Raw genomic sequence first — 26,378 nt, forward strand, 5'->3', positions numbered from 1 at the left:
TAGATACTTATAGAGCTTAAAAAGTGAATTCTGTTTTAACTAGAAATTACTTATAAATTGAGATAAAGATTATTCATCTTCTTCTATTATTTCACAAATACAACGGAAACCAGTCTTTAGCTCACCTTGCTGGTAGTAAGAAAGATTTCTATCTAGCATGGCGTTATAAGTTTTATCTTTTCCTATTTCCTTAATTTCAGTTATGGTTAATTGCTCGGTTTCATTTTGCATTCTTCTAAATAAACCAAAATCACCAGTGTACGCAAAAATTTGATTTTGATATTTAGTCAGTTTAAACTCACGTTCTAATTTATTCTGTGCAGCAATCATTTCCTTTTCGGTAGGTAATCTGTACTTTACTTTATATGGAAAACGAGCTCTCTTGCTCTCGTTTTTACTTTTAATTGCATACACAGCATTTGCTAGGTCAGTTCTCCACAGACAAAATAATTCTGCTTGTTCCTTATTAATATTTACTACAGGGTGCCATTGAAAAAAAGGACTACTAGAATAGTTACCAGTACTCAGTTTAGAAGTGATCATTTCTTGTGGGTTGCTGTGCGTTGCAGACATTAAAAGTCTCGTGTTACCAGTCCATGGTATAAAAACACTATCTGCATCTAGATTAAATCTAGGGAATGTTTTAAGTTCTTCATGCTTCTTCATAGACCAGTAGTTACTCAAGTTATCTAGAAACTCTTTGTACATGAGATTTGTTACTGGAACTCTGTCTATGTATAAATTTTCTGTAAGTTGTATCGTGCCAGGTGGAGTAGATGGGTCTGTTACTAAAGGATCATTAGTATCTACAGGTTGAAAAACACTGCAACTGGTGGTAATTATTAAAATACAGAGTGCTACAAATGAGTGCTTTGTAATTTTATTCATAATATTTAAGCTTGTTAAAAAATAATCATATTTAATGATCCAAAAATACTTATTTAATAAAGGGAATCTCCATTTTTGTACTAGATTTATATTTAACATCTAAATACACAACGATGAAATTTTTTATTGATACCGCAAACTTAGACCAAATAGCTGATGCTCAGGATATGGGAATCCTGGATGGAGTGACTACAAACCCTTCTCTTATGGCTAAAGAAGGAATAACTGGTCAAGAGAATATTATCAATCACTATAAAAAAATCTGTGAACTAGTTGATGGAGACGTCAGTGCAGAGGTTATTTCTACTGACTATGAAGGAATGGTAAAAGAAGGAGAGGCGCTTGCAGCTCTTAATGACCAGATAGTTGTAAAATTACCCATGATCAAAGATGGTGTAAAAGCATGTAAGTATTTTACAGATAAAGGTATTAAAACTAACATGACCTTAGTTTTTAGTTCGGGACAGGCGTTACTTGCTGCTAAGGCAGGTGCTACTTATGTATCTCCATTTATAGGTAGACTAGATGACATAAGTACTGACGGTCTTAACCTAATTGCCGAAATTAGAATGATCTACGATAACTATGGTTTTGATACAGAGATTCTTGCTGCCTCAGTAAGACATACTATGCATGTTATTGATTGTGCAAAATTAGGAGCAGACGTAATGACTGGACCTCTTTCTTCTATAGAAGGTTTATTAAAACACCCATTAACAGATATAGGTCTTGCAAAATTTCTAGAAGATTACAATAAAGGAAACGCTTAATCTTTATCTAGTTAAACATAAAAAAGGTGCTTAGTAATATTACTAAGCACCTTTTTTTTACGTTTTATGTAACCAGCTTATCTACTTAAATAACCTAATAAAGTAGTTTCTATTTTGTAATGAAACAGGTTAATGTTAGGGTCTAGAATAGTAAGTCCTGGTGCTATAACCATACTTCTATTATCATTTCTCAAAGCGAGTTGCTTGCTTATGGACTGACTGTTTACCAGTTGGAATTCGGTTGCCATATTAAAACCAAATTGTTCTCTAGCATCTTTCCAGGCATCGCTCTCAGGGTTATCTAGATTAATACCTATAAATTTAATCTCTGGATATTTATATCGCAACTCATTCACCTTTCTATGCACCCTTAAAGCATAAGATTCATTTTTATTAGACCAGTAAAAAAGAACAGATAAACCATTTATGTTAGAAGATAGTTGAGTGATATTCTTATGGTCGTCATAAATCTTAAAATCAGGTAATTTGTTTCCTGGATCTAGATTAATATAAGTTGCAGCTATTTTAGTAATTTGATTATTGAGTTGCTCGTCTTGTGATATTTCTAGAAACTCTGCAACCAGATCATTAATTTCTCCTGCATTTTTTCTACTTCTAATAAAGTTTCTAGTCTCGATACCTGCAAATAAACCTTTTAATTCTTCATTAGTAAAAAGGCTATCTATAACATGTAATTTCTCTTTACGGTATTCATAACCATGTCTATCTACGGCCTCACCAGACCCATGTTTACGAGCGCAGTTATATAAAGCAACATTAGAAACTAATGAGGTTACATAAGGTCTATAAGCATAGTTGTTAAGTAATTTTGTGTCACATATTTCTAGATGCTGTCTGTAAGAATAAAAATTAGACGGTAATACATCACTCTTTAAAATATCACCTTTGCCATAGTGTGTGAAGGCATATCGCTCTAGTGTAGACCAAGAGCTAAATCTGATAATCTTCTCTGTGTTCTCCACAAAGTTGGTTTGAAAACCATTTTTCTTTGCCGTTTTTTTTAATGATTTGATTCGCTTTGCAGTCAGCTCATCGATCATTTTTTTAAAGTCACTAGGCTCACGATGGTACTCGCTCATTAAATTTCTATTTGTTTTTTCAATTTCTAGAAATAAATTGATCAAATAGTTATTCTCCTTTGCAGCGGCACCAGTAAAAGCAAGAGACTCATCAAATGCTTTTGTGTTTAATCTTAACCTTAAGGTATCCCCATAACCTATATAAATAGATTGGTATTCAGAGGGGTGCGCAAAAGTGTATAATCCAGGCGTTATAGATTCATATTCCTTAAGGAATACACCTTTTTTATTTAGTTTAATCGTGTCTCTAACTCCAGAATAGTTTCTTAGAACGATAAAATCGGCCTTAGGGTTTATAATTTTTCCAGTTAATACAATAGAAGTCTCGCCACTATTTTCTTCTTCACAACTTATTAAAGCTGCTAGAGACACCGCCAGTAAAGCGATGTAAAGAATTTTATAGTTTCGCTTTCGCGAAAGCGAGATATAATCAATCATAAAGGCACTATATAATAGAGATAGCCACAAAAAAAGACTTATTGATTTACATGTGGCGTTAATGCATTGTTAAAATGATGTCAAAGAGTTCTTTTTAAACTGAATAGAATGAGTATTTTTGCAAATTCAAAAATCAATCTATGTTAACTGTTTCTAATTTATCGGTTCAATTCGGTAAGCGTGTATTATTTGATGAAGTAAATGCAAAATTTGGCGGTAGTAACTGCTATGGTATCATTGGAGCAAATGGTGCTGGAAAATCTACTTTTCTAAAAATTCTTACAGGAAAAATGGAGCCTACTAGCGGTCATGTTAGTCTAGAGGCAGGAAAAAGAATGTCTGTTCTAGAACAAGATCACAACGCTCATGACGAAGATACCGTACTAGAAACAGTACTTAAAGGTAATAAGCCTCTTTATGATTTAAAGACTCAAATCGATGCTCTTTATGCCGATTATACTGACGAGAATGCCGAGAAAATAGGTGAGTTACAAGTTGCCTTTGAAGAAATGGATGGATGGAATGCAGACAGCTCTGCAGCATCTTTGCTTTCTAATTTAGGTATAGGTGAGGAGTATCATTATACCCTTATGGGAGATATGGATAACAAATTAAAGGTGCGTGTTCTTTTAACACAAGCGCTTTTTGGAACTCCAGACGTGTTAGTAATGGATGAGCCTACTAACGACCTAGATTATGAAACTATCTCATGGTTAGAGCATTTTCTTGCTAATTATGAAAATACGGTAATAGTAGTATCTCACGATAGGCACTTTCTGGATGCGGTATGTACGAATATAGCCGATATTGATTTCGGTAAAATTAACCAGTACTCTGGTAACTATACCTTCTGGTATGAGTCTTCTCAACTAGCAGCGAGACAGCGCCAGCAAGCAAATAAAAAGGCCGAAGAGAAGAAGAAAGAACTTCAAGAATTTATTGCTCGTTTTAGCGCAAACATGGCAAAGTCTAAACAGGCAACTTCTCGTAAGAAGATGATTGATAAACTAGATATATCTGAGATAAAACCATCTTCTAGACGTTATCCTGCAATTATTTTTGAAAGAGATCGCGAGGCAGGTGACCAAATCTTAAATGTTGAAAAACTAGAAGGATCTGTAGACGGTGAAGTACTTTTTAAAGATGTAGATATTAACCTAGCCAAAGGTGATAAAGTTGTTTTGTTTTCTAAGGACAGTCGTGCCACCTCTTTATTTTATGATATCATAAACGATCGCGCTACTGCAGACGCTGGTAAATTTGCTTGGGGTGTTACCACAGTGCAAAGTTATTTACCAGTTGATAATTCTGAATTCTTTGATGTAGATCTAGATCTGGTAGACTGGTTAAGACAGTATGCACAAACTGAAGAAGAGAGAGAAGAAGTACACATAAGAGGTTTCTTAGGTAAGATGATTTTTTCTGGAGAAGAAGCTCTTAAGAGTGCACGTGTACTTTCTGGAGGTGAGAAAGTACGATGTATGTTATCTCGCATGATGATGAAAAGAGCAAACGTTCTTGTAGTAGATGAGCCTACTAACCACCTAGACCTAGAATCTATACAAGCTTTAAACAACAGTTTAAAAAACTTTAAAGGTACCGTGTTGCTTACTACGCATGATCATGAGTTTGCTCAAACCGTAGGTAATCGTGTGATAGAGTTAACGCCTAAAGGAGTTATAGATCGCTACACCACTTTTGAAGAGTATATGGACGATAAGAAAATTAAAGAATTGAGGGATAAGATGTATTCTTAGTTTTTATTTTATAAAAAAAGAGTAAAAAAAATGCGGGCAAAGCCCGCATTTTTTTTGCTTAAGAGATAATTAAAAAGCATTTGTCATGAGTTAAGAAGATCTAGAGCAACTTAATTGCACTGTCTTAATAACTAGGCATCATCTTTGTTCATTGTCTATCGAGTATTCGTTAAATTTGTAAAATACCAGAGGTTATGGGAATTATAGGTCGCAGAAAGAATAAGAAATACGATTATGAGCCACGTTACTATAAAAATAGTACCGGCGGTAAACCCTTTGAGATCAAACATAAGTTTGATGATCAACGTTCTACAGTACAAAATGTAGGGCTCAAGGGCAAATTCGGTAATGCGATACAAGATTTAAAACAAGGAGCAGATGTGCTGGTTAAGAGAAGACTCTTAATTATTATTTCTATTCTTGTTCTCATTTTTCTTTGGATCATTGACTTTGATTTATCCATCTTTAGATTCTAATTGACTTCATGTCAGATATTATAAAATTATTACCAGATCACGTTGCAAATCAAATCGCTGCCGGAGAAGTAGTACAACGACCTGCCAGTGTGGTAAAAGAGTTGCTAGAAAATGCTATAGACGCTGGTGCAACACAAATCCAGATGATCATAAAAGATGCTGGTAAAACATTAATACAAGTTATTGATAACGGTAAGGGTATGAGCATGACAGATGCTCGTATGGCTTTTGAACGTCATGCGACCTCAAAAATCTCTACTGCCGATGACCTTTTTAATCTCCATACCAAAGGTTTTAGAGGTGAGGCACTTGCCTCTGTTGCGGCTATTGCACAAATTTCTGTAAAATCTAAAAGAGAAGAAGATGATCTAGGAACTTTGTTAGAAATAGAAGGAAGTAAAATCACAAAGCAAGAGCCTGTGGTTACTTCTAAAGGTACAATGATAAGTGTACGTAATTTGTTTTATAACGTCCCAGCTAGAAGGAAATTCCTTAAATCTGATCAGGTAGAATTACGCAATATTACAGACGAGTTCCATCGTGTGGCAATGGTGCATCCAGAAGTAGCAATAAGTTTCACCCATAATGATACTTCACTTTTTAATCTTGTTAAGAGTACCTACCGACAGCGTATAGTAGGTATTATGGGAGCAAAAACTAATGAAAAATTAGTTCCTGTAGAAGAAGAAACAGAATTGATGTCTATAAGGGGTTTTATAGGTAAACCAGAATTTGCTAGAAAAACTCGAGGACTTCAATACTTCTTTGTAAACAATAGATTTATAAAACATAATTATTTAAATCACGCGGTAGCAAGTGCTTTTGAAGGATTGTTAAAGGACAAATCAAATCCGTCGTACTTTCTTTATTTAACCGTACCGACTGATAGTGTTGATATAAATATCCACCCTACAAAAACGGAGGTGAAATTTGACGATGAGCATAGTCTATATGCTATCCTTAGAGCAAGTGTAAAGCATGCATTAGGTCAGTTTTCTGTGAATTCTATTGATTTTCAACAAGAGAAACAATATGAAGTGCCTTATGATGTGGCAAAAAATGGCTTTACACAAGCGCCTAAGATAGAGGTAGATCCTGATTTTAATCCGTTTCAACAAGATTCAAAACCAGAAAAATCATACCAGGCGCCTACGTTTCAAAAGCCACCGTCTCAACCATGGGAATCACTTTATGCAGGTATAGAAGAAACCACGCAGTTAATTGATGAAACGCATACAGAAGAGTCTACTTCTTCTATGTTTCAACAACATGAGGTAGAACAGCGCAATATTTTTCAATTACAACGCAAGTTTATAATCAGTACTTTAAAAAGTGGACTGTTAGTTATCAATCAGCAAAGAGCGCATGAGCGCATTCTTTACGAGAAATTATTGAGACAACTTACCGTGCAAAATGGAGTGAGCCAGCAATTGCTTTTTCCTATCAAGATTAATTTACCTGTAGAAGAAGTAGCGATACTTATTGCTTTACAAGAAGAGTTAGAGCATACTGGTTTTTTATTTAAAAGTCTAGAAAATAATGTGGTAGAGATAGAGGGCTTACCGCTAGAATTAAAAGAAAAAGATGTGCCTGGCGTTCTAGAAGCAGTTATTGCAAAAGAGCAACATGATTTACCAGAAAACACCTATTCTCCTGCAGACAGACTTGCACAAACCATGGCGACCAGCATGTCTATTAAAACAGGTGAGGTGTTGAACAGCGAGGCGATGGAGAATCTAGTGGATGAATTATTTGCATGTAAAGAACCTGAGGTCACCTCTTCTGGAAAGAAAATATTTATAAATCTATCTGGCGATAGTCTTAATTCAAAATTTAACTAAAGATGTTTAATTTCAATTTATCACCTATGGTTAAGAATCTCCTCATTTTAAATGTGGTGATTTACCTTGGGTTTATGTTTATTCCTAATGCAGGGCCATTATTTAACACCTTTGCATTATGGCCTTTTCAAAACCCTAATTTTAGAATTTGGCAACCGCTTACTCATATGTTTATGCACAGTCAGTATGACTATACGCATATCTTGTACAATATGCTCGCACTTGTTTTTTTAGGTCCTGCAATTGAAAGATGGATGGATTCTAACCGTTTTCTTTTCTTTTATTTAGCTTGTGGTATCGGTGCTTTTTTAACAGTAGCTGCGGTAAATTATTATAACTTCACCTTTGATTATGCTCATTTCATGGCGACAGATTACAATGTTCCTTCTGTCGGTGCTAGCGGAGCTATTTATGGTATTCTAGCCGCTTTTTTATGGTTGTACCCAAATGAAAAGTTGATCTTATTCCCAATTCCTATACCTATAAAAGTTAAATATTTGATAGGGTTCTATATGATCAAAGAATTACTTGCTACATTAGGCTACATTGCATCATCTGCAAATGTGGCGCATCTAGCTCATATAGGTGGTGCTATATTTGGTTTTATCATGATATGGTACTGGAAGAAAAACGATATGGATAAATATAGAATCTATTAAATATGAATGTTTGGGATCAGTTTAAAGCAAAATATGCCATTTTTGATATAAGTGGTAAGTTGATTACCGTTTTATTTTTGACCTCTATTTTAGGGTGGATTTTATACTTTACTTATTCACCTGCTTATTTACAATTTGTTTTACCAAGTGGCTTTTTGCCTGCGTTATTGCAGCCGTGGAGCTGGATTACTTATGGTTTAATACATGATGATTTATGGCATTTTATAGGTAACGCTTTGGGTACCTATATAGCTGGTAGGTACATTTTAAATATTTTTAAAGGAAGACAGTTTTTAACCTTATTTTTTTTAGGTGTTCTAGCTGGTGCGTTATCTTTTATACTAGCATCTGGTTTACTTCCTACTTTTTTTAGATCTCCTGGTTTAATAGGTGCAAGTGCTGGTGTTTTTGCATTGATTTTCTTTGCATGTGCTTATTTTCCAGAGTCAGAGTATCGATTGATATTTGTAAATATTAAGTTGAAATACTTTGCATATTTCTTTCTTGCAACTAATATAGTAATGGTTGCGTTACAAATAAATACAGGCGGTAGCCTTGCACATCTAGCTGGTGCTGCAGTAGGTTATTTTGCTGCTGTACGTATGAAAGAAGGAGACGATATTTTGGAGAGTTTTGCTAGAATAGGAGACTTTTTTACAAACCTTTTTAAGCCTAGCGTTAAGAAACCTAAGTCAGAGCGTAAAGCAAAAATGAAAACAGTTTATAAAGGGAAAACAGCATCTTCAAAAACAGCTAGTACAGTAAAATCTACAGATCAGAAAAAGGTAGATGCTATTCTTGATAAAATTTCGGCGAGTGGTTATGAATCTTTATCAAAAGCAGAAAAAGATTACTTGTTTAAAGCAGGAAAAGACTAGTTTATTTCTTTATAGTTGGATAGTTGGTTCCGCTTTCGCGAAAGCGGAATAATGAAATCACTTATTTATAATTTCATTTTTAAAGTAAGGCGATGGTAGTTTTATTTTAAAGACCACGGCAAGTACACGTGTTAATATTACCGTCACTGCAGATGCTGTAAAAACAATATTGTTAGGTAAGTTGAACTTTAAAAGTATAAAGTATACCATACCGCCTATAATACAAGCGGTAGCATAGATATTCTTCCTGAAAATAACGGGAATTTCATTAATCAAAATATCTCTGAGCACACCACCAAAACAAGCAGTGATACACCCTATAATAATACAGATTAATGGGTGTAAACCAGCGGCCAGTCCCATTTCTAGACCTACTACCGTATATAGACCTATACCGATAGCGTCAAATAAAAAGAGAGTTTTACGCAGTTTTGCTAGTTGGGCCCTGAAGATAAAAGTGATGACCACACAAGCTAGTATGGTGTAGATCAAGTTCATGTTACGCATCCACGAGATGGGTTGTACTCCTATAAGAACATCTCTTAAAGTACCACCGCCAGCGGCTGTGACAAAGGCTATGATGACTATCCCAAATGGATCTAGTTTTTTAGAAAAAGCTGCGAGTGCACCAGAAATGGCAAAGGCAATAATCCCTAGAAAATCAATAATTTCTATAAAATTCATCGTCCTTGAGTTAGGTAAGTGTAGTCTTTGAGCACAGTGCGTATGAAGACTCCATCTCTCAAATCTGAATTGATATTTAAAAGAGATTCTACTTTTATACGCAATTCTCTTAGAGTCATATAATCACGACTTTCTCCAGCAAGGCGGTAAATATCTTTTATCTCATTAACATCTGCATCTGTTAATAGATAAGCATTTTGAAATTGAGTCTGATAATTAGGGTCTAGATCTTCTAGAATGGTATGCGATATTTTTGTGCTTTTCTTAGTGTTAATGACTATGGTTTTTGCAGCTAGATCACCTAAGCGTTGTTTTTTTTCTGAAAATAGAATAGAAACTACACCTACGGTACCAAAAAAGATTACAATATCTACTAATCTGAATATCCATCGCACTAAATAATCTGATAAACGAGCAGGTGATCCGTCTTCTCTTACCACTTTAATACCCATAATAAATTTACCTACCGTACGTCCATTAAAGATAAGATGCATTAATAGTGAGTAGCAAAAAATAGGAAGCATAGAAAGTTCTTGAATTCCTAAAGTATTATTATCGTCAAATAATCCTACCGCTCTATATATAGTAAGAGACATGGTAATCAGGTATATAGCAAATATAACTAAGTCTAATAAGAAGGCTAACATGCGTTTACCAACACCGGCAAATTCATATTCTATGTTTACATTTTGTGCTGTGTTAATTGCAGTATTTGACATACAGTTGTAAGTTTATATCTTTATAAAAAAAATAGCCCATGCGTGAAGCTGCTTTTGTGAAGCAAAATAAGGAAAAATGGATAGCTTTTGAAAGAGCACTGGACGCTAATGTGAAAATTAATCCAGATCACCTATCTGATTTATATATTCATCTTACTAACGACCTGTCTTATGCACAGACTTATTATGAGAATTCTAATACATTAAAGTATTTAAACTCTCTTGCTAGTCAGGCACATCAAAAAATTTATGTCAATAAAAAGGAAAGTAAAAACAGTATAGTAGAATTCTTTAAAACCGACTTTCCATTATTTTTCTCGGGATATCAAAAAGAATTTCTTTATGCCATCCTTGCATTTTTTGTAGCGATATTTATAGGTACCATAAGCACTTTGTATGACGACAGCTTTGTTAGGTTAATACTAGGTGATTACTATGTAAACATGACACTTGAAAATATAGCAAATGGTAATCCTACTGCTATATATCAAGATAGTGGGCAAGGAGGTATGTTTCTAGGTATTACGATCAATAATATAAGAGTAGGTATGATGTGTTTTGCTTTCGGTCTACTTACCTCTATAGGCTCGTTATATATTATTTTTAATAATGGTATTATGGTAGGAGCATTTTTCACCATGTTTTATAGAGAAGGTGTCACCATAGAAGCATGGCGTGTTATCATGTTACACGGTACGGTAGAGCTTTCTATAATAGTAGTATGTGGTGCTGCAGGAATTATATTAGGTAACGGTATTTTATTTCCTGGAACGTATCAACGTAAATATTCTTTTATAAAAAGTGCCAAAGCAGGTTTAAAAGTTATGGTGAGTACCATACCTTTATTTATACTTGCAGGTTTTATAGAAGGATTTATTACCAGGTATGCATTTATGCCAGCGCTATTAAACTGGATTATAGTACTAGGAAGTGCTGCATTAATTATATGGTATTATGGAATTTATCCTAGAATAGTAAAAAAGAGACATGAACAATTATATAGAGCCTAGATTACGTAGGGACTTTGGTGGTGTTATAACTGCCTATTTTGATTTTTTAAAAGGCGATCATAAAAATTTATTTAAGGTATTTCTTGCCTATAATTTTATTTTTATAATTATTCTATTTGTTACTAATTATATCGCAGATTCAGGACTATCTAGTGTTGTTGCACTTGCAAATGGTACCTATATGGACCAGGCTATGGATGGCTCTTTAGAAACCAGTTATATAGCTAGCGGTATAGGTATAGTAATTAATATTATAGTTATCTTATTAAACGCATCTCTAGCTGGTGTATATTTAAGACTCTATGAAAGAGATAGAGAAGGAAATCCTAATTATAAAGAGGTATTCCATTTTGCCAAAAAGAAATTAGGAGGAATGTTCTTAATTGTTTTAATAGGTGGTATTGCGGTTATACCAGTTATGATAGTAGGTGTTATCGCAGCTATTATACCTATTTTAGGAATCTTTGTAATGTTACTTATTCTTATTGCATATGCTACTTGGGTAGGATTGAGCATGTTTGCATTTGCTTATGATGAGCACATGGATGCCGTTGCTGCACTAGGTAAAGGTTGGGAAATGCTTTTTTCTAAATTCTGGAAAGCGGTAGGTGTTTCTTTTGTGACTTCTATTCTTATTTATTTAGCATCTACACTTTTTCAATTGTTACCTGTTTTAATAGTTGCCTTTTATGGTTATAACAGTGCCGAGGATAATGTGGAACTAGAAAGCAATATCTTTATCAAAGCGGTAGAGTTTTTCTTTTATGCTATAAATAGTATCCTTGGTTCGTTAACCTTTTTTCTTATCATGTTAGTCATGGGGTATTTATATTTTAACCTCCATGAGACGAAGTATAATGTGTTTTTAAAGAATCGTATTGCAAAATTAGGAGTTAGAGATGAGGAGTAAAACCTATCTATTACATATATGCTTTTGGATTCTTTTCTCTTATGTAGGAAATGCCCAGATACTAGAAAATGTGATTCAAGATATTGAAGAACAGCCTGTAGAGATAGTAGATACATTAAATAGAAAATACGACACTCGAGAATTAACGGTACGTAAGATCGATAAAGATCTTAAAGAAGAATATTCTGGTGGCGAGTTCTATTATGAACGCACCACGGCAACGAGTCAGAACTTATTTGCAAGATTCTTCAGTTGGATGATGGATGGATTACAAAGAGTTTTTGGTTTTCAACTATCACCATTAACCATAAAAATCCTTACCTATCTATTTTATTTTATCATAGGTGCTGCGGTTATTTTTATGATAGTAAGATTAGTAGGTAATGAGAGCGCTTCAAAATTATTTGGTAAAACAGCAAAGAAATCGAGTAATGTAGAAATAGCAGATACTCATATTGAAGAAATAGATTTTGCTACACTAATAGAAAATAGCGAGCGAGAAGGTAGTTATAGAAACGCGATACGTTATCAATACCTATCACTTTTAAAAAGCCTGAGTGCAAAAAAGTTAATCGATTGGGATTTTCAAAAAACCAATTCTGATTACCAACACGAACTTAAAAATCCAGAAACTAGAGAAAACTTTAAAAAAGTATCTTACCTATACGATCATGTTTGGTATGGAGAGTTTCCTATTGACGAAGAGACCTACAAACAAGCAGTAACCGAGTTCCAATCACTCAAAAATAGAGCTGCCTAATGGATAAGAAATCAAAAATATACCTCTATATCATATTCGGTGTTGTAGCTATTTTATTATTCTTAGAATTAATAACGCCGCAACCCTTAAGTTGGGAAGAGAGTTACACCAGTGGGGATAAAATACCCTTTGGTGCTTACATACTTTATGATCAACTAGACGATTTATTTGAAGATGATGTAGAAAGCATTAAAATAGATCCTGTCTCTTTTTTAAAAGAGCATGAAGACGTAGAAAATGCTAATTATATCTTTATCAATAATTACTTAGGTTTTGATAGAACAGAGCTGAGATATTTAATGGAATTTGCAGAGCGTGGTAATAAAGTTTTTGTTTCTACAGAAAGTGTTACCGGTGCATTAGGAGACTCTCTTAAAGTAGATTCTAATCGTTTTTATAGCTATTATGAGCAGGATACGGTAAGGGTGCGTTTAAATAATCCTGTATTTGAGAACCGCAGTTATATCTATCAAAAAGGGAGCAGTTACCGTCATTTTACAAGTTATGATACCACGAGAACAACGGTTCTAGGAGAGGTTTTACCTTTTGAACCGGTAAAAGGATATCTTAAAAATATCCTAGGAGAAGACTTTGGTGATCAGGCAGATTCTACCAAAACTATTATAGAAAAAGCCATTGAAAAATCTAAATCTAGACAGGTGCCGCAGGCTAATTTTATAGAACTTAAAGTAGGTGATGGTGCTATCTATTACCACCTTAATCCTATAGCATTCACTAATTATTACATGCTAGAAGAAGGTAAAAAGCAGTATGTTACTGAGATGTTTTCTTACCTTAATGATGGACCAGTTTACTTTGATGATTATGGAAAGTCTGGTAGGAGAGTTGTAGCATCTCCTATGCGATTTATACTCACTAATGGCGCTTTAAAATGGGCGTGGTATATTACACTAGGGACTATTTTATTATATTTTATATTTAAAGCAAAAAGAGAACAGCGTGCTATACCAGTCGTTAAACCACTTGCAAACAGTACCGTAGAGTTTACTAAAACTATAGGTAATTTATATTATCAAAGTGGTGATGTATCTGGTATTATTAACAAGAAAATCAATTTTTTCTTAGAAAAATTAAGAACTAAATACTTTGTAAACACTCAACAACTGGATGATGTTTTTATAAAACGACTAGCAGTAAAAGCAGGTGTTTCACAGGACCAGACTCAAGAAATTATAGAATACATAAATCACTTGCGCAGTAAACCAGTGCACAGTGAGCATGAATTAAAACAACTCAATAAAAGGATAGACGCCTTTTTTAAAGATTAAGAAATGGAAGATACTAATAACCACTCACAGATTCCTCAAGATAATAACCCTAGCCAGCAACCACAGCAGCCTGCGCAAGAGCAATATGTTCATAAGGGTGAAGAAGTTAATGATGGTAACGCTTTCGCGAAAGCGGAACAACCACCATCTATTCCAGATCCACAAGAGCCTCAAATAGAAGATCCAGCAACGTCATTACAATTTAAAAACAGACTGGACTTAAATCATCTAAGTGCGGCGGTTTATAAAATCAAAACAGAATTGCGCAAAGTAATCGTGGGACAAGAAGAAATGATCGATTTATTAATCGTGTCTATTCTTGCAAACGGTCATTCTTTAATAGAAGGTGTTCCTGGTGTTGCAAAAACGGTAACAGCAAAGTTGCTTGCAAAAACCATGCAAGTAGAATTCTCGCGTATACAATTTACGCCAGATTTAATGCCATCAGATATTTTAGGAACTTCAGTTTTTTCTATGAAAAACAATGAGTTTGAATTTAAACCTGGTCCTATTTTTTCTAACATCATATTAATTGATGAGATTAACAGAGCACCTGCAAAAACACAAGCAGCATTATTTGAAGCAATGGCAGAGCGTCAGGTGACTATAGATGGTAAAGAATACCAGCTCAACGCACCGTTTCTAGTATTTGCAACACAAAACCCTGTAGAACAAGAAGGTACTTATAGACTGCCAGAAGCACAATTAGACCGTTTCTTATTTAAGATTAATGTAGGTTATCCTAATCTAGAAGAAGAAATACAGATTTTAACTGACCATCACGCACGTAAAAATGTAAATGCAGAATCTTCTGTAAATGGTATACTGTCTGCAAGCGAAATTGAAAAATATCAAAAAACAGTAAAGGAGATCGTCATAGAAGATAACCTTATAAAGTACATCGCAAAGATTATATTAGACACGCGCAATAATCCTAATTTATATCTAGGAGCATCACCTCGTGCATCTATTGCGATTATGAATGGTTCTAAAGCATATGCAGCAATCATGGGACGTGATTTTGTAACGCCAGATGATATTAAGTATATCGCTACTGCGGTAATGCGTCATAGAATTATATTAACCCCAGAGAGAGAAATGGAAGGCTTAACAGCAGATAGAGCTGTGGCACAAATATTAGAAAACATAGAGATCCCTAGATAGTGAAGAAATTTTTTAAAAGCCTCTATTTGCAAAAACGCTTCTTTATAGCACTAGGTATTCTAGTGGTGCTATTTGTGTTTGCGTTCTTTTTTGAACGATTAATAGATTACCTTAAAATAGGTTTATTTGTAATAATAGGGTTGCTTTTAATAGATATCTTATTACTATATAGAACCAGAGATGCTATAAAAGCAAGCCGTGTTTTACCAGATAAGTTATCTAATGGAGATAAGAATCCTGTAGAGATTTTAATAACAAATCAATACAACTCTAAGATATTTCTTAATATTATTGATGAGTTACCTGTTCAATTTCAAGAGCGTGATTTTAGAATTGTAGATGAGGTAGATGCAGGTAAGTCTAAGACGTTTTCTTATACCGTGCGTCCTACAGAAAGAGGTGAGTATCATTATGGTGGCTTACAGGTATTTGTAGGTAGTCCATTAGGTCTAGCACAGCGCAAATTTTCTTTTAATCAAGATGCTATGGTGCCTAATTATCCATCATTCTTGCAGTTGCGCAAGTATGAATTAATGGCATTTACTAACAAGCTTAAAGACTTTGGACTTAAAAAAATAAGAAGAATAGGGCATACCATGGAATTTGAACAAATTAAAGATTATGTTCAAGGAGACGATGTACGCAATATCAACTGGAAGGCTAGTGCAAAACGCAACCAGTTAATGATCAATCAATTTCAGGATGAAAAGTCACAGCCGGTTTATTCTGTTATAGATAAAGGTCGTGTAATGAAAATGCCTTTTGAAGAATTAAAACTAGTCGATTATGCAATTAATGCTACGCTAGTTATTTCAAATATTGCCTTAAAAAAAGGCGATAAGGCTGGTATGTTTAGTTTTTCAGATAAATTATCTAATCAGGTAATGGCGCAAAAAAGAGCCTCTCAAATGAATCTAATTCTAGAGACGCTGTACAATCTAGATACCGATTTTAAGGAAAGTGATTTTGGTAGACTCTACATAGATATCAAACGTACGATAACGCAACGTAGTTTATTGCTTTTATATACTAATTTTGAAACTATGGATGCGTTGCACAGGCAGCTTCCATACTTACAAGCTATTGCAAAGAATCATTTATTAGTGGTTATATTTTTTGATAATACAGAATTAAAAGAGTTGGTTAAAAAGCCTGCTACCACCACACATGAGATTTATCAACAAACCATTGCCGAGAAGTTTATCTATGAAAAGCGTTTAATCGTTAATGAACTTAATAAATATGGTATTCAAACCATACTTACCGAACCTCAAAACCTGACGGTAAATACCATAAATAAATACCTAGAGATTAAAGCTCGTGGACTTTTATAAAATTTAGTAAGCTGTAAGTTAATAAAAACGACTAATTATCTCTTAGATGTGTCTAAAGTATTATTGGCATTGATCAAGAAATGTTGGAGCATAAAAAAATGCTTAAATCTTATAACTAGATTTAGCATTCTTATATTTTTTAAAAGTACAGTTTATTAATGCGTTTGTAAATTAGAGCGCAGTAACATTATTTGTTGTTTTATCTTCAAGGCTATTTGATTTAACTTATCACTATAAGCTCTATCATTTACACCAGCCTCAAAAGCTTGCTTCATTAAACAGCTGTATCGTTTTTCTAACCTACGCAGCTCCTTTAACTTGCTTTCATAAGATTTGATATCTTTTTCCATTTCATACTTTTCTAGAGTACAAAATTAAGAGAGTCTCCAATTATTTTATTCTAGTAAATTGTTAAGTTTCAGATGACTTAGGTTAAAGTAATATTAAAGAAGTTAGTTGCTTTTTTATAACACAGATTGGTTTTTGAAGAGCATTGATACGTAGTTGTCTTTAAAAACAAAAAGCTATGAATGTAAACATCCATAGCTTTTACCCCTTAAATATGTCCATATGGACATTTATAAGACTCTTAAAACGCAAATAGGTTGCGTGAAAAAATGATTAATTAATCCTGTAAAGCAAAAACTTTTACTAATAGGTCTGTGCTTCTTGAACTTACGTTCTCACGTATTTGTATTTCTTCCTGAGCAATTACCTTAAAAACACCTTCTAGTGCTTTTTGAGTAACATAATCAGTTAGATCTGGGTTAACACTATTAGTAAAAGGAATCGTGTTATATTTAGTAATAGCATTGCTCCATAAATCTGTAGCACCTACTTTACCAAGACTATTTTGAATAACTGGAGAGAACTTAGTATAAAGTTCTTCTTGTGTTCTACCTTCTAGATATGCAGTGGCAGCTCTTTGGTCACCTAAAAGAATATCTTTTGCATCATTAAAAGTAATGTCCTTAACAGCGTTTACAAAAATAGGTAAAGCCTCTTTTGTAGCATCTTCGGCAGCGCGGTTTAATAATTTAAGACCTTCGTCTGCAACACTGCTTAGACCTATTTTTCTAAGACCATCATCTACTTTTTGAAGTTCTTCTGGTAATAAAATCTTAACTAGATCATTTTTATAAAAACCATCAGTACCCATTAATTTTGATACCTCCTTATCTATACCTTGATCTAGAGCCTGTCTTAGTCCGTTACCTATGTCAGCTTGTGATAGTACGCTACCAGTACCTTGTGGTAAGTTATTTACGATTTCTTGTAAGCTACCACAGCTACTTAATGTGATCATGGCAACTAGAATAAAGGCAATTTTTTTCATGAGTTTAATTTTGTTCAAAGATATATTAAAACTATGACTGCAAGAATTAACAATAGTTTGATCATGGTATAAAATTTGATAAATTAACTAAACCAATCTTATGAAACATTTTTTAACGCTGCTAGTCGCCTCGTTTCTTTTAACGAGTTGTTACACTACACAAAGTCTAGCCAATAGAGTAGAATCAGAACCTGTAGTTCTTACTAAAACCATGCTTACCGGATTATATGAAAATAAAATCCCAGATGATCAGGAAAATAGTCTGTGGAATGACCTCTGCCTACATTTTCCTAAAAAGTCACATGATGTACTAGAAGGTAATCAAGTCTATATAGAGTACAGAGAAGATAAAACCATCACGGCAGAGCTTTATCAATTCGGCAGACTCATCGATACGATGACTTTAAAAGGCACACCCAAAGACAATTATTTTACTATAAGAAGAGGCAGCTCTTTTTTTACCATTCTATTAATTACTAATAAAGTAAGTAAGAAAACTATATTAGGAAATGATGCCAATGCAGATTTAATTCTTGCTCAAGGATATTCCAGTAACACCATGTTGCTAGAAGATCAAATAGGTGATAAAGATGGTACAGTTACCGCAACCTACATGAGGCTAGGCGACACGCGACCTGCCAAAACCTCTTTTCAGTAAAACTATAAACTAAAAAAGCAGGAATCATCTATCTGAGATATTCCTGCTTTTTTAATTTCTAAGAAAGGGTTTTACTTATCTATAGAACCCATTACTTTTTGTGCAAAAGCATTTGCAGCTTCCACACCACTCATGCCTTGAGCAACATTGTTATGTACTTCAAGAGCACCACATATGTTTGTGATTAATTCTCCTACCACATCCATTTCTTCTTCAGTAACAGATCTGTGTTCAGAAAAACTTTCTAATACTTCTAGAGTAGCTTCAAGCGCCTCTGGAGTAGTATTTTTTTGCAGGTGTCTAATTACTGGTAACTTCATTTACTAAGTCTTTAAGGTTCTCAAATTTATTAGTCTGTACCTGGTTTACAAAAGTCCCATTTTTAAAAGTAGCAAACGTAGGTAAGTTATCTACCGTAGCCATTTTACGAGATTCAGGAAACTTTTCAGCATCAGCTAGAATGAAGACAGTATTCTCATTCTCACCAGCTAGTTTTTTAAACTTCGGTTTCATCACACGGCAGTTACCGCACCATGACGCCATATATTGTACTACTACAGTATCATTTCCAGCAACGATTTCCTGTAGATTATCTTGATCTAATGTTTGCATAATAATTTTTTTAAAAGAATGGAGAAAGTAGATCAAAGTCTACTTTCTCCATTAATAAGTGACTTCTAATTAGTTTTTAGAAAGGTACTCAGCAGTAGCGTTACGGTTTGCACCCATAGCATCTTTACCTTCTTCCCAGTTTGCAGGACATACCTCACCATTTTTCTGTACGTGAGTATATGCGTCTATCATTCTTAAGAATTCGTTTACATTTCTACCTACTGGCATGTGGTTAACACCTTCATGAAATACAGTACCTTCTTCATCGATAAGGTAAGTAGCTCTATAAGTAACATTATCACCTACAAGAACGCTATCATCGATCTCTTCATTGTATTCTACCTCTACATCTAGAATATCTAGAGTACCAGAAAGATTACGGTTAGAATCTGCAAGAATGTCATAAGTAACACCTTCTATACCACCATTATCCTTAGGAGTGTTTAACCATGCAAAATGCACCTCTGGAGTATCACAAGAAGCACCTATTACGATAGTGTTTCTTTTTTCAAATTCACCTAGCGCTTCTTGAAAAGCGTGTAATTCTGTTGGACATACAAAAGTGAAATCCTTTGGGTACCAAAATAAAAGTACTTTCTTACCTTTATTCTTAGCCTCTTCAAATACATTTAATTTGAATGTATCTCCCATTTCATTCATTGCATCCACATCTAGATTTGGAAATTGTTTGCCTACTATAGCCATGATTTAATATTTAAAAATTAGTCTGTTTTTTCAAGGTGCAAATGTAGTGTCCGCTTTCGCGAAAGCGGAATAATTTCCATCTCATTAATAAATATAATAATAGATTTTGACTATTAAAATAACAGATTTGAATAAGGTAATATGATAGCTGGTAATCCTAAGTTATTTTAACTTCTATAATTACTTAAAAATTTATTCTAATCAAGTATCTTCCCTCTTCAAGGTAAAGCGTATGATGTTTAAGTCAGTTTTATTGTTTTTTGTTGTGATGTTTTCAAGTGTTTGTTATGCACAAGAGGCTTGTGATAAATTCTCAATGGTTTCTTTTCAGGAAGGTGAAATGATTAAGGATTTTTATATTAAAATTTATGATAAGTCAAAAACCATTGTCCTTTATGATAACGACACTGGTGAAATATGTATTCCAGTAAAATTATTTTCCAAAGCGGATTCAATTATTGTTCATCATAAGTTTAAAAAGCAAATTTTAAATAAGGATTTTAATTTTTCAAAACCATTGCCGTTTAAAACTGAATCAGAGTTAGATGAGATCGTTTTAAACTCTAAAAAGTATTACACAGAAATCGGGCCAGTTAAGGGGAAGACTATTCCTCATACTTTAGGTAACGATCAGATTAGTGTTCTAAGTTTCCAAATTGATAGTTTGAGCTCGGGAATGAATGTCGATCAAATAAAATTTCATTTTAGAGGTGCAGGTCTTTTTATCTCCACAAAAAGTTATGAAGCCCAGTTTAAAGTGCTCATATATCATTCTTTAGATTCTAATTTTGAGAAAATGACTCAACTAGTCAATGACAATACAAGTCATGTAGTTGATTTTAGAGGTAGAGGCTGGCTAGATGTGGATTTATCAGAATTAGAAATAAAAATTCCAGAAGAAGGATATATCATGTATGGATTACAATGTGTAAATGGATCTTTGAATATTTCCCAAAATAAAGTAAATAAGAATAAAGATTTGAATTCAGCATTTCTTATGTTTTATGAATTTCGAAAACCATTTATTAGTACAAGCAAATCTGAATATATACCTAGAATAAAATTACAGCTTTTTAGTTATGAGTGATTGTGATTTATGAATTTCGTTTTTAGTTCAACCATTGTAATATTAAACTTGTTTTAACATTCATAGGATAATTTACGATCTATTATCACTTAGATAGGCTTTTTCCTATCAAATCATCAATCCTTATTCCTCAGGCTTAATCTCATTCAACTCCACATTTTTACTCGCGGCATATTGATAACCGCTTTCCCACCATTGTTTCATTTTTTGTTTTTTAAAGATGAGTGAGTTGGTAGTCAGTACAGTAGGAGTGTAGTATAAGTTGATTATAGCATCATTTTTATTTGCTACATATTTACCTATGGTTATGTTTTGCTTTTCTATGCGGTCCATCATAAAACCGTGTAGGTTGGAGAGTAAGGAGAATACGTTCTTAGATGGTAAGTTGTTGTAATAAGCCACTTCAGTTTCTAGAATGATTACATCTACCTCTGTAGCACCACGATCTATAGCTTCTTTAATAGGCACCATGCTACCAAAACCACCGTCGGCATACTCGCAGCCGTTTTTTCTAACAAGACTCATAAAAGGGATGTAATTACAAGAGATCCATATCCAGTCTATAAAGTCTTCGTAGTCAAAATCGTTAATAGATTTATACTCGGTTTCATTTAAAGAAATATTGGATACCGTAACGACTACATCTTTGGCACTTTGTTTTAATTCGTTGAACTCATCTATAGAAAGTGTTTTCTTTATGAGTTTTCTCAGGTTTTTACTCTCACCAAATGTTTTTGAACCTCGATAGAAATTTTTTAAAACATTCCAGTGATTGATGCTTATTTGATCCTGACCAAATTTATCTTTCTTGACTAAAAAAGGGCGTCTATTAAATATAGAAGATTGATTAACACTGGTATAAATCTCTTTAATTTTCTCTATTTTATCGAGAGCAAGATGTGAAATCAATAAACTACCAGTAGACGTACCTATGTATAAATCATACTCATAGCCTAACTCTTCTTTAAGGTATTGAGCCACGCCACCACCGAAGGCACCTTTACTACCACCACCAGATATTACTAATGCCCTCATAAATAGGTGTTATTCTTTGTTTGCTTCTAGTAATAAACTATCGTAGATGGTAGTTCTTATTTTCAGCGAATTGATAAAACCATTTCCATAACCTGCCTTTTCATATTTCTCAGTGATGGTTGCATCTTTTTCTACTTCTTCGCGAGATTTTCCAGAAGCTATGGCTTCACTGATTTGTGTTCTTAAATCGTCTAACATAGCAATAGATCTTTCTACATCTTGATAATCACCTAATGGTCCGTGACCAGGTACTACTTTAGTGTCTTTATTGATAGTTGTTAATACTTGCTTTTGTGCAGCTATATAACCGGTAATAGAACCGCCAGATTTAAGATCGATAAATGGATAACCACCGTTAAACATCACATCACCCATATGCACAACATTGTTATTCAATAAATAGACAAAGCTATCACCGTCTGTATGTGCGTTATGTACGTGAATAATCATGTTATTGTGATCATCTAGCACTAATTCATATTCTTCTTCAATGGTCTTTTCTGGTAAAAAGCCTTCGTTTTTATCACTGGCTTGTAATCTCTTCAATACATTTTCATGTGCAATAACAGTTACTTGATCTGAATTGAAATTTTCATTTCCACCGGTATGGTCTCCATGGTGGTGGGTATTGATAAGAAAAGAGATAGGTTTTTCTGTGATTTTTTTAATGGCAGTCATTAATTTGTCACTTAATGGTGCAAATTGAGAGTCTATCATGACCACTTCTTTTTCAAGAACTTGAATTAAGATGTTACCACCAGCACCTTCTAGCATATACACATTGTCGGTTACTTCATGTGTTTTAATTTCTACTTTGTCAAATCTATTCTGTGCGCTAGTACCTAATACAGTGAATAGGCTTATAGCAAAAAGTAATCTTTTCATTTTTGTTTATTTGGCAGTGAATTTATACTATAGAGATCACAAAAGAATCAACATTTAAAATTCTGATGGCTCTTCACCTAGCGTACTCATGGTAGGTTTAGGTGCTGCAAGTTGTTTTATTTTAATTCTAAAAGCAGCAAATATTAAAGTCATAAAAGGAGATAACCAGTTGAAGATCGCATAGATAAAGTAATCTTTTACATCTACACCTAGTGTAGTACTTTGATATGCACCACAAGTATTCCATGGAATTAATGCGCTAGTTACTGTACCAGAATCTTCTAGCGTTCTAGATAAATTTTCTGGAGCCAGTCCTTTTTCTTTATACGCCTTAGCATACATTTTACCAGGTACTACTAGAGCTAGGTATTGATCACTTGCCGTTACATTAATAGCAAGACAACTCACAACCGTACTTGCAAAAAGCCCAAATACAGAATCAAATAAGTTAAGTAACGCACGACTTATACGAGATAAAGCACCTATTGCATCCATAATACCACCAAAGACCATCGCACAGATTATTAACCATATAGTCCCTAGCATAGATTCCATTCCTTTTCCTTCAAAAAGTCCAGCGAGTTTTTCTGCAATCTCTGGGTTATCAGTAACTGGCACAACAACTGTTTTTACAGTGATGGCATTCATAACGCCTTTGTACATAGCACTAGCATTGTATTCTTCTAGTCCAGATATAGCATGCACTAATTCTGGTTGAAATATTAAAGCAAACCCACCAGCTAATAAAGTACCTATCAATAAAGCTATTAATGGAGATACTTTTTTAACAATCATAGCAATAACTACCACTGGTACAATAAATAGAATAGGGCTGGTATTAAAAGTAGCGTCTATGGCTGTTTGATATTGCGAAACATCTGCTACACCTGTAGTGTCTATACTAAAACCTATAATTATGAAAACCAAAAGGGTAATTACAATAGTAGGCACAGTAGTAATGGTCATGTATTTAATATGAGTAAATAAATCAGTACCAGCCATAGCAGGAGCAAGGTTAGTCGTGTCACTTAATGGGCTTAATTTATCACCAAAGTAAGCACCACTTAAAACAGCACCAGCAGTCATACCTGCGCTTATATCTAGAGCACCAGCTATACCTATTAACGCAATACCTACTGTAGCACTAGTGGTCCAGCTACTTCCTGTAGCAACAGAGATAACAGCACATATAATAACACAAGCAGCTAAAAATATAGAAGGGTTTAAGATATCTAGACCGTAATAAATCATCGTTGGGATAATACCGCTTAATAACCAGGTACCGGCTAGAGCACCTACCATTAATAAAATCAAGATAGCACCTGTAGTAGATTTAAGGTTTTGAGCCACTTCTTCTACCATAGATTTATAAGTCACTTTATTAAAATAGCCCACTATACCAGCAACAGTTGCTCCTAATAGAAGTACAAATTGGTTAGAACCACTTAAAGAGTCATCACCAAAAATGTATACATTTATCGCTAGCATCGCAACTAGAGCAAATACAGGAATTAAGGCTTCCCAAATACTTAGTTCTCTGTTTTCAATGATTTTTTCGTCTTCTTGGTTGATATTTTGACTTTCCATAAGGGTAATTGATGAACTGTAATGTTACGATTTTGTGAAACGAGTTGCAAACTGTATTTTAAACCGTTTTATATTTTTTGAGAAGATGTTTTTCATATCCTAGCTTTCGCGAAAGCGTAACCATAACAGACAGCAGTGGTTTTATCCATCTAAATAGAAAATGATCTACCTGAGTATCACCCCAGTGGAGTAATAAAATAGCGTGAAAAGGATTGTAAGGCATCTGGTTCTTACCAAAGGTTTTACCATCGCTGACTAGTCCAAAAAGAACTGCCATAAAATTTTCAAAATTGGGCTGTCCTGGTTCTAATCGAGCTCTAAACACGATAATTTCATCAGTAGGATTGTAAAATCGATGTGCATCTAATAAAGGGACTTTAAAATTTTCATTAGGTTTTAATAAAATTTCCTTTCCTAAATAATGAACACCCAATGTACCTTTTATCGGATAAAAATCCTCCGTAAATTGCTCGTGAAAATGAATAGGATTACCGCCACCAGGTTGTAGTTCTACCTCTATAAGCGTGTAAGCGCCGTTAGTTTGTGCACTAGTTTTGAGTATGGTAGCTTTCTCTTTGGTAACAGGATTTAAATATACTTGTGGCATAGGTCAAAGGTACTACCTAAAAATTCTATTCATTTGTGTTATCAAAAAAGTAGCAACCATGTATATCCTTAATAAATTGATAACAAATAGTGATCATTAATTCAAGGTATTGAGACGGCATCCTATTACATTTGTATTTCAAAGTTTACAATTATGTCAGAGAAGATAGAAAGAATAAAATGTTTGATCATAGGTTCAGGACCTGCAGGATATACTGCAGCTATATATGCCGCTCGTGCAGATATGAAACCTGTAGTTTATACAGGTATGGAGCCTGGTGGACAGCTTACTACAACTACTGAGGTTGATAATTTCCCTGGTTATCCAGAAGGAATAGATGGACCGTCAATGATGGTAGATTTACAGAAACAAGCAGAGCGTTTTGGTACACAAGTACGTATCGGGATGATTACTGAGGTGAATTTTGCTACAGAAGAAGGTGGTATTCACACAGCTGTTGTAGATGGTAAAACTAAAATAGAAGCAAATACGGTAATTATTTCTACCGGTGCAACGGCAAAATATTTAGGCTTAGAGAGTGAGCAAAGATTACGTGGTGGTGGTGTAAGTGCATGTGCAGTATGTGATGGTTTCTTTTATAGAAATCAAGATGTTGCGATAGTAGGTGCTGGTGATACGGCTGCAGAAGAGGCTTCTTACCTTGCAAACATTTGTAAGAGTGTAACGATGCTAGTGCGTAAAGATCATATGCGCGCATCTAAAGCTATGCAACATAGAGTAAATAGTTTAGAGAATATTACGGTACTTTATAATTCTGAAGTGGATGAAGTTCTAGGTGATACGGTAGTAGAAGGTTTACGTATTGTAAATAATCAAACTCAAGAAAAGCACGAGATAGCTATCACTGGTATTTTTATCGCGATAGGGCACAAACCTAATACTGATATCTTTAAAGGGCAGCTAGACATGGGTGAAGATGGTTATTTAAAAACTATTCCAGGTTCTACAAAGACTAACATGCCTGGTGTATTTGCATCTGGAGATGTACAAGATAAAATATACAGACAGGCTATTACAGCTGCTGGTACAGGATGTATGGCTGCACTAGATGCAGAGCGTTACCTTGCTGAAGTAGGTGTAGTAGATGAGGTTAAAGCTGGTGATTACTACGTAGAGTAAATCGACTTGCAATAAAGCAAAAAAAAATCCCCATTGAAACTTTAGTTTC

The 26,378-nt window shown here is 34.2% G+C and carries 28 protein-coding genes; 15 read left to right on the plus strand and 13 right to left on the minus strand.

Annotated elements, in window-relative coordinates; all coding sequences use genetic code 11:
- Positions 1 to 69: 69 nt before the first annotated feature.
- Positions 70 to 888, minus strand: a complete 819-nt coding sequence (locus ACJJVN_RS04880) for an SUMF1/EgtB/PvdO family nonheme iron enzyme (protein WP_405377324.1) — start codon at positions 886 to 888, stop codon at positions 70 to 72.
- A 113-nt stretch (positions 889 to 1,001) separates the two neighbouring features.
- Between ACJJVN_RS04880 and fsa the strand changes: the two genes are divergently transcribed.
- Positions 1,002 to 1,658 carry a fructose-6-phosphate aldolase gene (fsa, locus tag ACJJVN_RS04885; RefSeq protein WP_104515457.1) on the plus strand — a complete coding sequence of 219 codons (657 nt, stop codon included), beginning with the start codon at positions 1,002 to 1,004 and terminating at the stop codon, positions 1,656 to 1,658.
- A 77-nt stretch (positions 1,659 to 1,735) separates the two neighbouring features.
- Here fsa and ACJJVN_RS04890 read toward each other — a convergent pair whose 3' ends face one another.
- Positions 1,736 to 3,196, minus strand: coding sequence for a redoxin domain-containing protein (locus ACJJVN_RS04890; RefSeq protein ID WP_104515456.1), 1,461 nt, complete (start codon positions 3,194 to 3,196; stop codon positions 1,736 to 1,738).
- A 140-nt stretch (positions 3,197 to 3,336) separates the two neighbouring features.
- On the opposite strand from ACJJVN_RS04890, the gene ACJJVN_RS04895 reads away from it, so the two are divergent.
- The 5 genes from ACJJVN_RS04895 to ACJJVN_RS04915 all read left to right on the plus strand — a co-directional run bounded on the left by ACJJVN_RS04895 (position 3,337) and on the right by ACJJVN_RS04915 (position 8,807).
- A complete protein-coding gene (locus ACJJVN_RS04895) occupies positions 3,337 to 4,953 on the plus strand; it encodes an ABC-F family ATP-binding cassette domain-containing protein (RefSeq protein WP_405377325.1) in 1,617 nt (538 codons plus the stop codon).
- A gap of 194 nt (positions 4,954 to 5,147) precedes the next feature.
- On the plus strand, positions 5,148 to 5,429 hold the full coding sequence (locus ACJJVN_RS04900; protein ID WP_104515454.1) for a riboflavin synthase subunit beta: 282 nt from the start codon (positions 5,148 to 5,150) through the stop codon (positions 5,427 to 5,429).
- Between the two features lie 8 nt (positions 5,430 to 5,437).
- Positions 5,438 to 7,270, plus strand: coding sequence for a DNA mismatch repair endonuclease MutL (gene mutL, locus ACJJVN_RS04905; protein WP_405377326.1), 1,833 nt, complete (start codon positions 5,438 to 5,440; stop codon positions 7,268 to 7,270).
- A gap of 26 nt (positions 7,271 to 7,296) precedes the next feature.
- On the plus strand, positions 7,297 to 7,929 hold the full coding sequence (locus ACJJVN_RS04910; protein ID WP_405377327.1) for a rhomboid family intramembrane serine protease: 633 nt from the start codon (positions 7,297 to 7,299) through the stop codon (positions 7,927 to 7,929).
- A gap of 2 nt (positions 7,930 to 7,931) precedes the next feature.
- A complete protein-coding gene (locus ACJJVN_RS04915; RefSeq protein WP_405377328.1) occupies positions 7,932 to 8,807 on the plus strand; it encodes a rhomboid family intramembrane serine protease in 876 nt (291 codons plus the stop codon).
- 57 nt (positions 8,808 to 8,864) lie between these two features.
- Here ACJJVN_RS04915 and ACJJVN_RS04920 read toward each other — a convergent pair whose 3' ends face one another.
- Both ACJJVN_RS04920 and ACJJVN_RS04925 read right to left on the minus strand, forming a co-directional pair.
- Positions 8,865 to 9,491, minus strand: coding sequence for a trimeric intracellular cation channel family protein (locus ACJJVN_RS04920; protein WP_405377329.1), 627 nt, complete (start codon positions 9,489 to 9,491; stop codon positions 8,865 to 8,867).
- On the minus strand, positions 9,488 to 10,210 hold the full coding sequence (locus ACJJVN_RS04925) for an RDD family protein (protein WP_104515449.1): 723 nt from the start codon (positions 10,208 to 10,210) through the stop codon (positions 9,488 to 9,490). Before ACJJVN_RS04925 ends, ACJJVN_RS04920 begins: the two co-directional genes overlap by 4 nt.
- A 38-nt stretch (positions 10,211 to 10,248) precedes the next feature.
- Between ACJJVN_RS04925 and ACJJVN_RS04930 the strand changes: the two genes are divergently transcribed.
- The 6 genes from ACJJVN_RS04930 to ACJJVN_RS04955 are packed head-to-tail and all read left to right on the plus strand — an operon-like array spanning position 10,249 to position 16,677.
- The gene (locus ACJJVN_RS04930; RefSeq protein WP_104515448.1) at positions 10,249 to 11,220 is read left to right on the plus strand and encodes a stage II sporulation protein M; all 972 of its coding nucleotides are present in this window, start codon (positions 10,249 to 10,251) and stop codon (positions 11,218 to 11,220) included.
- Positions 11,198 to 12,130 (plus strand): hypothetical protein, encoded by a 933-nt coding sequence (locus tag ACJJVN_RS04935; protein WP_405377330.1) that lies wholly within the window; start codon positions 11,198 to 11,200, stop codon positions 12,128 to 12,130. Before ACJJVN_RS04930 ends, ACJJVN_RS04935 begins: the two co-directional genes overlap by 23 nt.
- The gene (locus ACJJVN_RS04940; RefSeq protein WP_405377331.1) at positions 12,120 to 12,890 is read left to right on the plus strand and encodes a DUF4129 domain-containing protein; all 771 of its coding nucleotides are present in this window, start codon (positions 12,120 to 12,122) and stop codon (positions 12,888 to 12,890) included. The genes ACJJVN_RS04935 and ACJJVN_RS04940 overlap by 11 nt, the downstream gene beginning before the upstream one ends.
- On the plus strand, positions 12,890 to 14,179 hold the full coding sequence (locus tag ACJJVN_RS04945; protein ID WP_405377332.1) for a DUF4350 domain-containing protein: 1,290 nt from the start codon (positions 12,890 to 12,892) through the stop codon (positions 14,177 to 14,179). The genes ACJJVN_RS04940 and ACJJVN_RS04945 overlap by 1 nt, the downstream gene beginning before the upstream one ends.
- A 3-nt stretch (positions 14,180 to 14,182) precedes the next feature.
- Positions 14,183 to 15,343 (plus strand): AAA family ATPase, encoded by a 1,161-nt coding sequence (locus ACJJVN_RS04950; protein WP_405369495.1) that lies wholly within the window; start codon positions 14,183 to 14,185, stop codon positions 15,341 to 15,343.
- Positions 15,344 to 15,369: 26 nt separating this feature from the next.
- On the plus strand, positions 15,370 to 16,677 hold the full coding sequence (locus ACJJVN_RS04955; RefSeq protein WP_405377333.1) for a DUF58 domain-containing protein: 1,308 nt from the start codon (positions 15,370 to 15,372) through the stop codon (positions 16,675 to 16,677).
- Positions 16,678 to 16,832: 155 nt separating this feature from the next.
- On the opposite strand, the gene ACJJVN_RS04960 is transcribed toward ACJJVN_RS04955, so the two are convergent.
- Positions 16,833 to 17,027 carry a Lacal_2735 family protein gene (locus ACJJVN_RS04960; RefSeq protein ID WP_405377334.1) on the minus strand — a complete coding sequence of 65 codons (195 nt, stop codon included), beginning with the start codon at positions 17,025 to 17,027 and terminating at the stop codon, positions 16,833 to 16,835.
- A 275-nt stretch (positions 17,028 to 17,302) separates the two neighbouring features.
- Complete coding sequence (locus ACJJVN_RS04965; RefSeq protein ID WP_104515442.1) at positions 17,303 to 18,013, minus strand: DUF4197 domain-containing protein; 711 nt, start codon at positions 18,011 to 18,013, stop codon at positions 17,303 to 17,305.
- A gap of 100 nt (positions 18,014 to 18,113) precedes the next feature.
- Between ACJJVN_RS04965 and ACJJVN_RS04970 the strand changes: the two genes are divergently transcribed.
- Complete coding sequence (locus tag ACJJVN_RS04970; RefSeq protein ID WP_245890663.1) at positions 18,114 to 18,671, plus strand: hypothetical protein; 558 nt, start codon at positions 18,114 to 18,116, stop codon at positions 18,669 to 18,671.
- A 71-nt stretch (positions 18,672 to 18,742) separates the two neighbouring features.
- Here ACJJVN_RS04970 and ACJJVN_RS04975 read toward each other — a convergent pair whose 3' ends face one another.
- The 3 genes from ACJJVN_RS04975 to ACJJVN_RS04985 form a co-directional block, all read right to left on the minus strand.
- A complete protein-coding gene (locus ACJJVN_RS04975) occupies positions 18,743 to 18,991 on the minus strand; it encodes a DUF6952 family protein (RefSeq protein WP_104515441.1) in 249 nt (82 codons plus the stop codon).
- Positions 18,972 to 19,283: a co-chaperone YbbN gene (locus ACJJVN_RS04980; protein WP_394340830.1), complete on the minus strand. Its 312-nt coding sequence runs from the start codon at positions 19,281 to 19,283 to the stop codon at positions 18,972 to 18,974. The genes ACJJVN_RS04975 and ACJJVN_RS04980 overlap by 20 nt, the downstream gene beginning before the upstream one ends.
- Positions 19,284 to 19,352: 69 nt before the next feature.
- The gene (locus tag ACJJVN_RS04985; RefSeq protein WP_104515440.1) at positions 19,353 to 19,988 is read right to left on the minus strand and encodes a peroxiredoxin; all 636 of its coding nucleotides are present in this window, start codon (positions 19,986 to 19,988) and stop codon (positions 19,353 to 19,355) included.
- Positions 19,989 to 20,220: 232 nt separating this feature from the next.
- On the opposite strand from ACJJVN_RS04985, the gene ACJJVN_RS04990 reads away from it, so the two are divergent.
- Positions 20,221 to 21,075, plus strand: coding sequence for a hypothetical protein (locus ACJJVN_RS04990; RefSeq protein WP_405377335.1), 855 nt, complete (start codon positions 20,221 to 20,223; stop codon positions 21,073 to 21,075).
- Between the two features lie 123 nt (positions 21,076 to 21,198).
- Here ACJJVN_RS04990 and ACJJVN_RS04995 read toward each other — a convergent pair whose 3' ends face one another.
- From ACJJVN_RS04995 to ACJJVN_RS05010, 4 genes are read right to left on the minus strand one after another with little or no spacing between them, the layout of a single operon-like run.
- Entirely contained in the window at positions 21,199 to 22,110 is a 912-nt protein-coding gene (locus tag ACJJVN_RS04995; protein WP_405369490.1) for a patatin family protein, read from the minus strand.
- Positions 22,111 to 22,119: 9 nt separating this feature from the next.
- On the minus strand, positions 22,120 to 22,995 hold the full coding sequence (locus tag ACJJVN_RS05000) for an MBL fold metallo-hydrolase (RefSeq protein WP_405377336.1): 876 nt from the start codon (positions 22,993 to 22,995) through the stop codon (positions 22,120 to 22,122).
- A gap of 54 nt (positions 22,996 to 23,049) precedes the next feature.
- Complete coding sequence (locus ACJJVN_RS05005; protein ID WP_405377337.1) at positions 23,050 to 24,582, minus strand: Na+/H+ antiporter NhaC family protein; 1,533 nt, start codon at positions 24,580 to 24,582, stop codon at positions 23,050 to 23,052.
- A gap of 58 nt (positions 24,583 to 24,640) precedes the next feature.
- Positions 24,641 to 25,189: a cupin domain-containing protein gene (locus ACJJVN_RS05010; RefSeq protein ID WP_405377338.1), complete on the minus strand. Its 549-nt coding sequence runs from the start codon at positions 25,187 to 25,189 to the stop codon at positions 24,641 to 24,643.
- 153 nt (positions 25,190 to 25,342) lie between these two features.
- Between ACJJVN_RS05010 and trxB the strand changes: the two genes are divergently transcribed.
- The gene (trxB, locus tag ACJJVN_RS05015; protein WP_405377339.1) at positions 25,343 to 26,329 is read left to right on the plus strand and encodes a thioredoxin-disulfide reductase; all 987 of its coding nucleotides are present in this window, start codon (positions 25,343 to 25,345) and stop codon (positions 26,327 to 26,329) included.
- Positions 26,330 to 26,378: the final 49 nt, after the last annotated feature.

It is taken from the genome of Nonlabens sp. Asnod3-A02, assembly GCF_045063755.1.
Taxonomy (GTDB): Bacteria; Bacteroidota; Bacteroidia; order Flavobacteriales; family Flavobacteriaceae; genus Nonlabens; species Nonlabens xylanidelens.

Coding starts and splice junctions, on each gene's coding strand:
- ACJJVN_RS04900 (WP_104515454.1), top strand. CDS start 5,148: ATGGGAATTATAGGTCGCAGAAAGAATAAGAAATACGATTATGAGCCA.
- ACJJVN_RS04975 (WP_104515441.1), bottom strand. CDS start 18,991: ATGAAGTTACCAGTAATTAGACACCTGCAAAAAAATACTACTCCAGAG.
- ACJJVN_RS04910 (WP_405377327.1), top strand. CDS start 7,297: ATGGTTAAGAATCTCCTCATTTTAAATGTGGTGATTTACCTTGGGTTT.
- fsa (WP_104515457.1), top strand. CDS start 1,002: ATGAAATTTTTTATTGATACCGCAAACTTAGACCAAATAGCTGATGCT.
- ACJJVN_RS04980 (WP_394340830.1), bottom strand. CDS start 19,283: ATGCAAACATTAGATCAAGATAATCTACAGGAAATCGTTGCTGGAAAT.
- ACJJVN_RS04990 (WP_405377335.1), top strand. CDS start 20,221: ATGATGTTTAAGTCAGTTTTATTGTTTTTTGTTGTGATGTTTTCAAGT.
- ACJJVN_RS04930 (WP_104515448.1), top strand. CDS start 10,249: ATGCGTGAAGCTGCTTTTGTGAAGCAAAATAAGGAAAAATGGATAGCT.
- ACJJVN_RS04970 (WP_245890663.1), top strand. CDS start 18,114: ATGAAACATTTTTTAACGCTGCTAGTCGCCTCGTTTCTTTTAACGAGT.
- ACJJVN_RS04985 (WP_104515440.1), bottom strand. CDS start 19,988: ATGGCTATAGTAGGCAAACAATTTCCAAATCTAGATGTGGATGCAATG.
- ACJJVN_RS04915 (WP_405377328.1), top strand. CDS start 7,932: ATGAATGTTTGGGATCAGTTTAAAGCAAAATATGCCATTTTTGATATA.
- ACJJVN_RS04935 (WP_405377330.1), top strand. CDS start 11,198: ATGAACAATTATATAGAGCCTAGATTACGTAGGGACTTTGGTGGTGTT.
- ACJJVN_RS04880 (WP_405377324.1), bottom strand. CDS start 888: ATGAATAAAATTACAAAGCACTCATTTGTAGCACTCTGTATTTTAATA.
- ACJJVN_RS05005 (WP_405377337.1), bottom strand. CDS start 24,582: ATGGAAAGTCAAAATATCAACCAAGAAGACGAAAAAATCATTGAAAAC.
- trxB (WP_405377339.1), top strand. CDS start 25,343: ATGTCAGAGAAGATAGAAAGAATAAAATGTTTGATCATAGGTTCAGGA.
- ACJJVN_RS04925 (WP_104515449.1), bottom strand. CDS start 10,210: ATGTCAAATACTGCAATTAACACAGCACAAAATGTAAACATAGAATAT.
- ACJJVN_RS04890 (WP_104515456.1), bottom strand. CDS start 3,196: ATGATTGATTATATCTCGCTTTCGCGAAAGCGAAACTATAAAATTCTT.
- ACJJVN_RS04945 (WP_405377332.1), top strand. CDS start 12,890: ATGGATAAGAAATCAAAAATATACCTCTATATCATATTCGGTGTTGTA.
- ACJJVN_RS04895 (WP_405377325.1), top strand. CDS start 3,337: ATGTTAACTGTTTCTAATTTATCGGTTCAATTCGGTAAGCGTGTATTA.
- mutL (WP_405377326.1), top strand. CDS start 5,438: ATGTCAGATATTATAAAATTATTACCAGATCACGTTGCAAATCAAATC.
- ACJJVN_RS04995 (WP_405369490.1), bottom strand. CDS start 22,110: ATGAGGGCATTAGTAATATCTGGTGGTGGTAGTAAAGGTGCCTTCGGT.
- ACJJVN_RS05000 (WP_405377336.1), bottom strand. CDS start 22,995: ATGAAAAGATTACTTTTTGCTATAAGCCTATTCACTGTATTAGGTACT.
- ACJJVN_RS04920 (WP_405377329.1), bottom strand. CDS start 9,491: ATGAATTTTATAGAAATTATTGATTTTCTAGGGATTATTGCCTTTGCC.
- ACJJVN_RS04960 (WP_405377334.1), bottom strand. CDS start 17,027: ATGGAAAAAGATATCAAATCTTATGAAAGCAAGTTAAAGGAGCTGCGT.
- ACJJVN_RS04965 (WP_104515442.1), bottom strand. CDS start 18,013: ATGAAAAAAATTGCCTTTATTCTAGTTGCCATGATCACATTAAGTAGC.
- ACJJVN_RS05010 (WP_405377338.1), bottom strand. CDS start 25,189: ATGCCACAAGTATATTTAAATCCTGTTACCAAAGAGAAAGCTACCATA.
- ACJJVN_RS04950 (WP_405369495.1), top strand. CDS start 14,183: ATGGAAGATACTAATAACCACTCACAGATTCCTCAAGATAATAACCCT.
- ACJJVN_RS04940 (WP_405377331.1), top strand. CDS start 12,120: ATGAGGAGTAAAACCTATCTATTACATATATGCTTTTGGATTCTTTTC.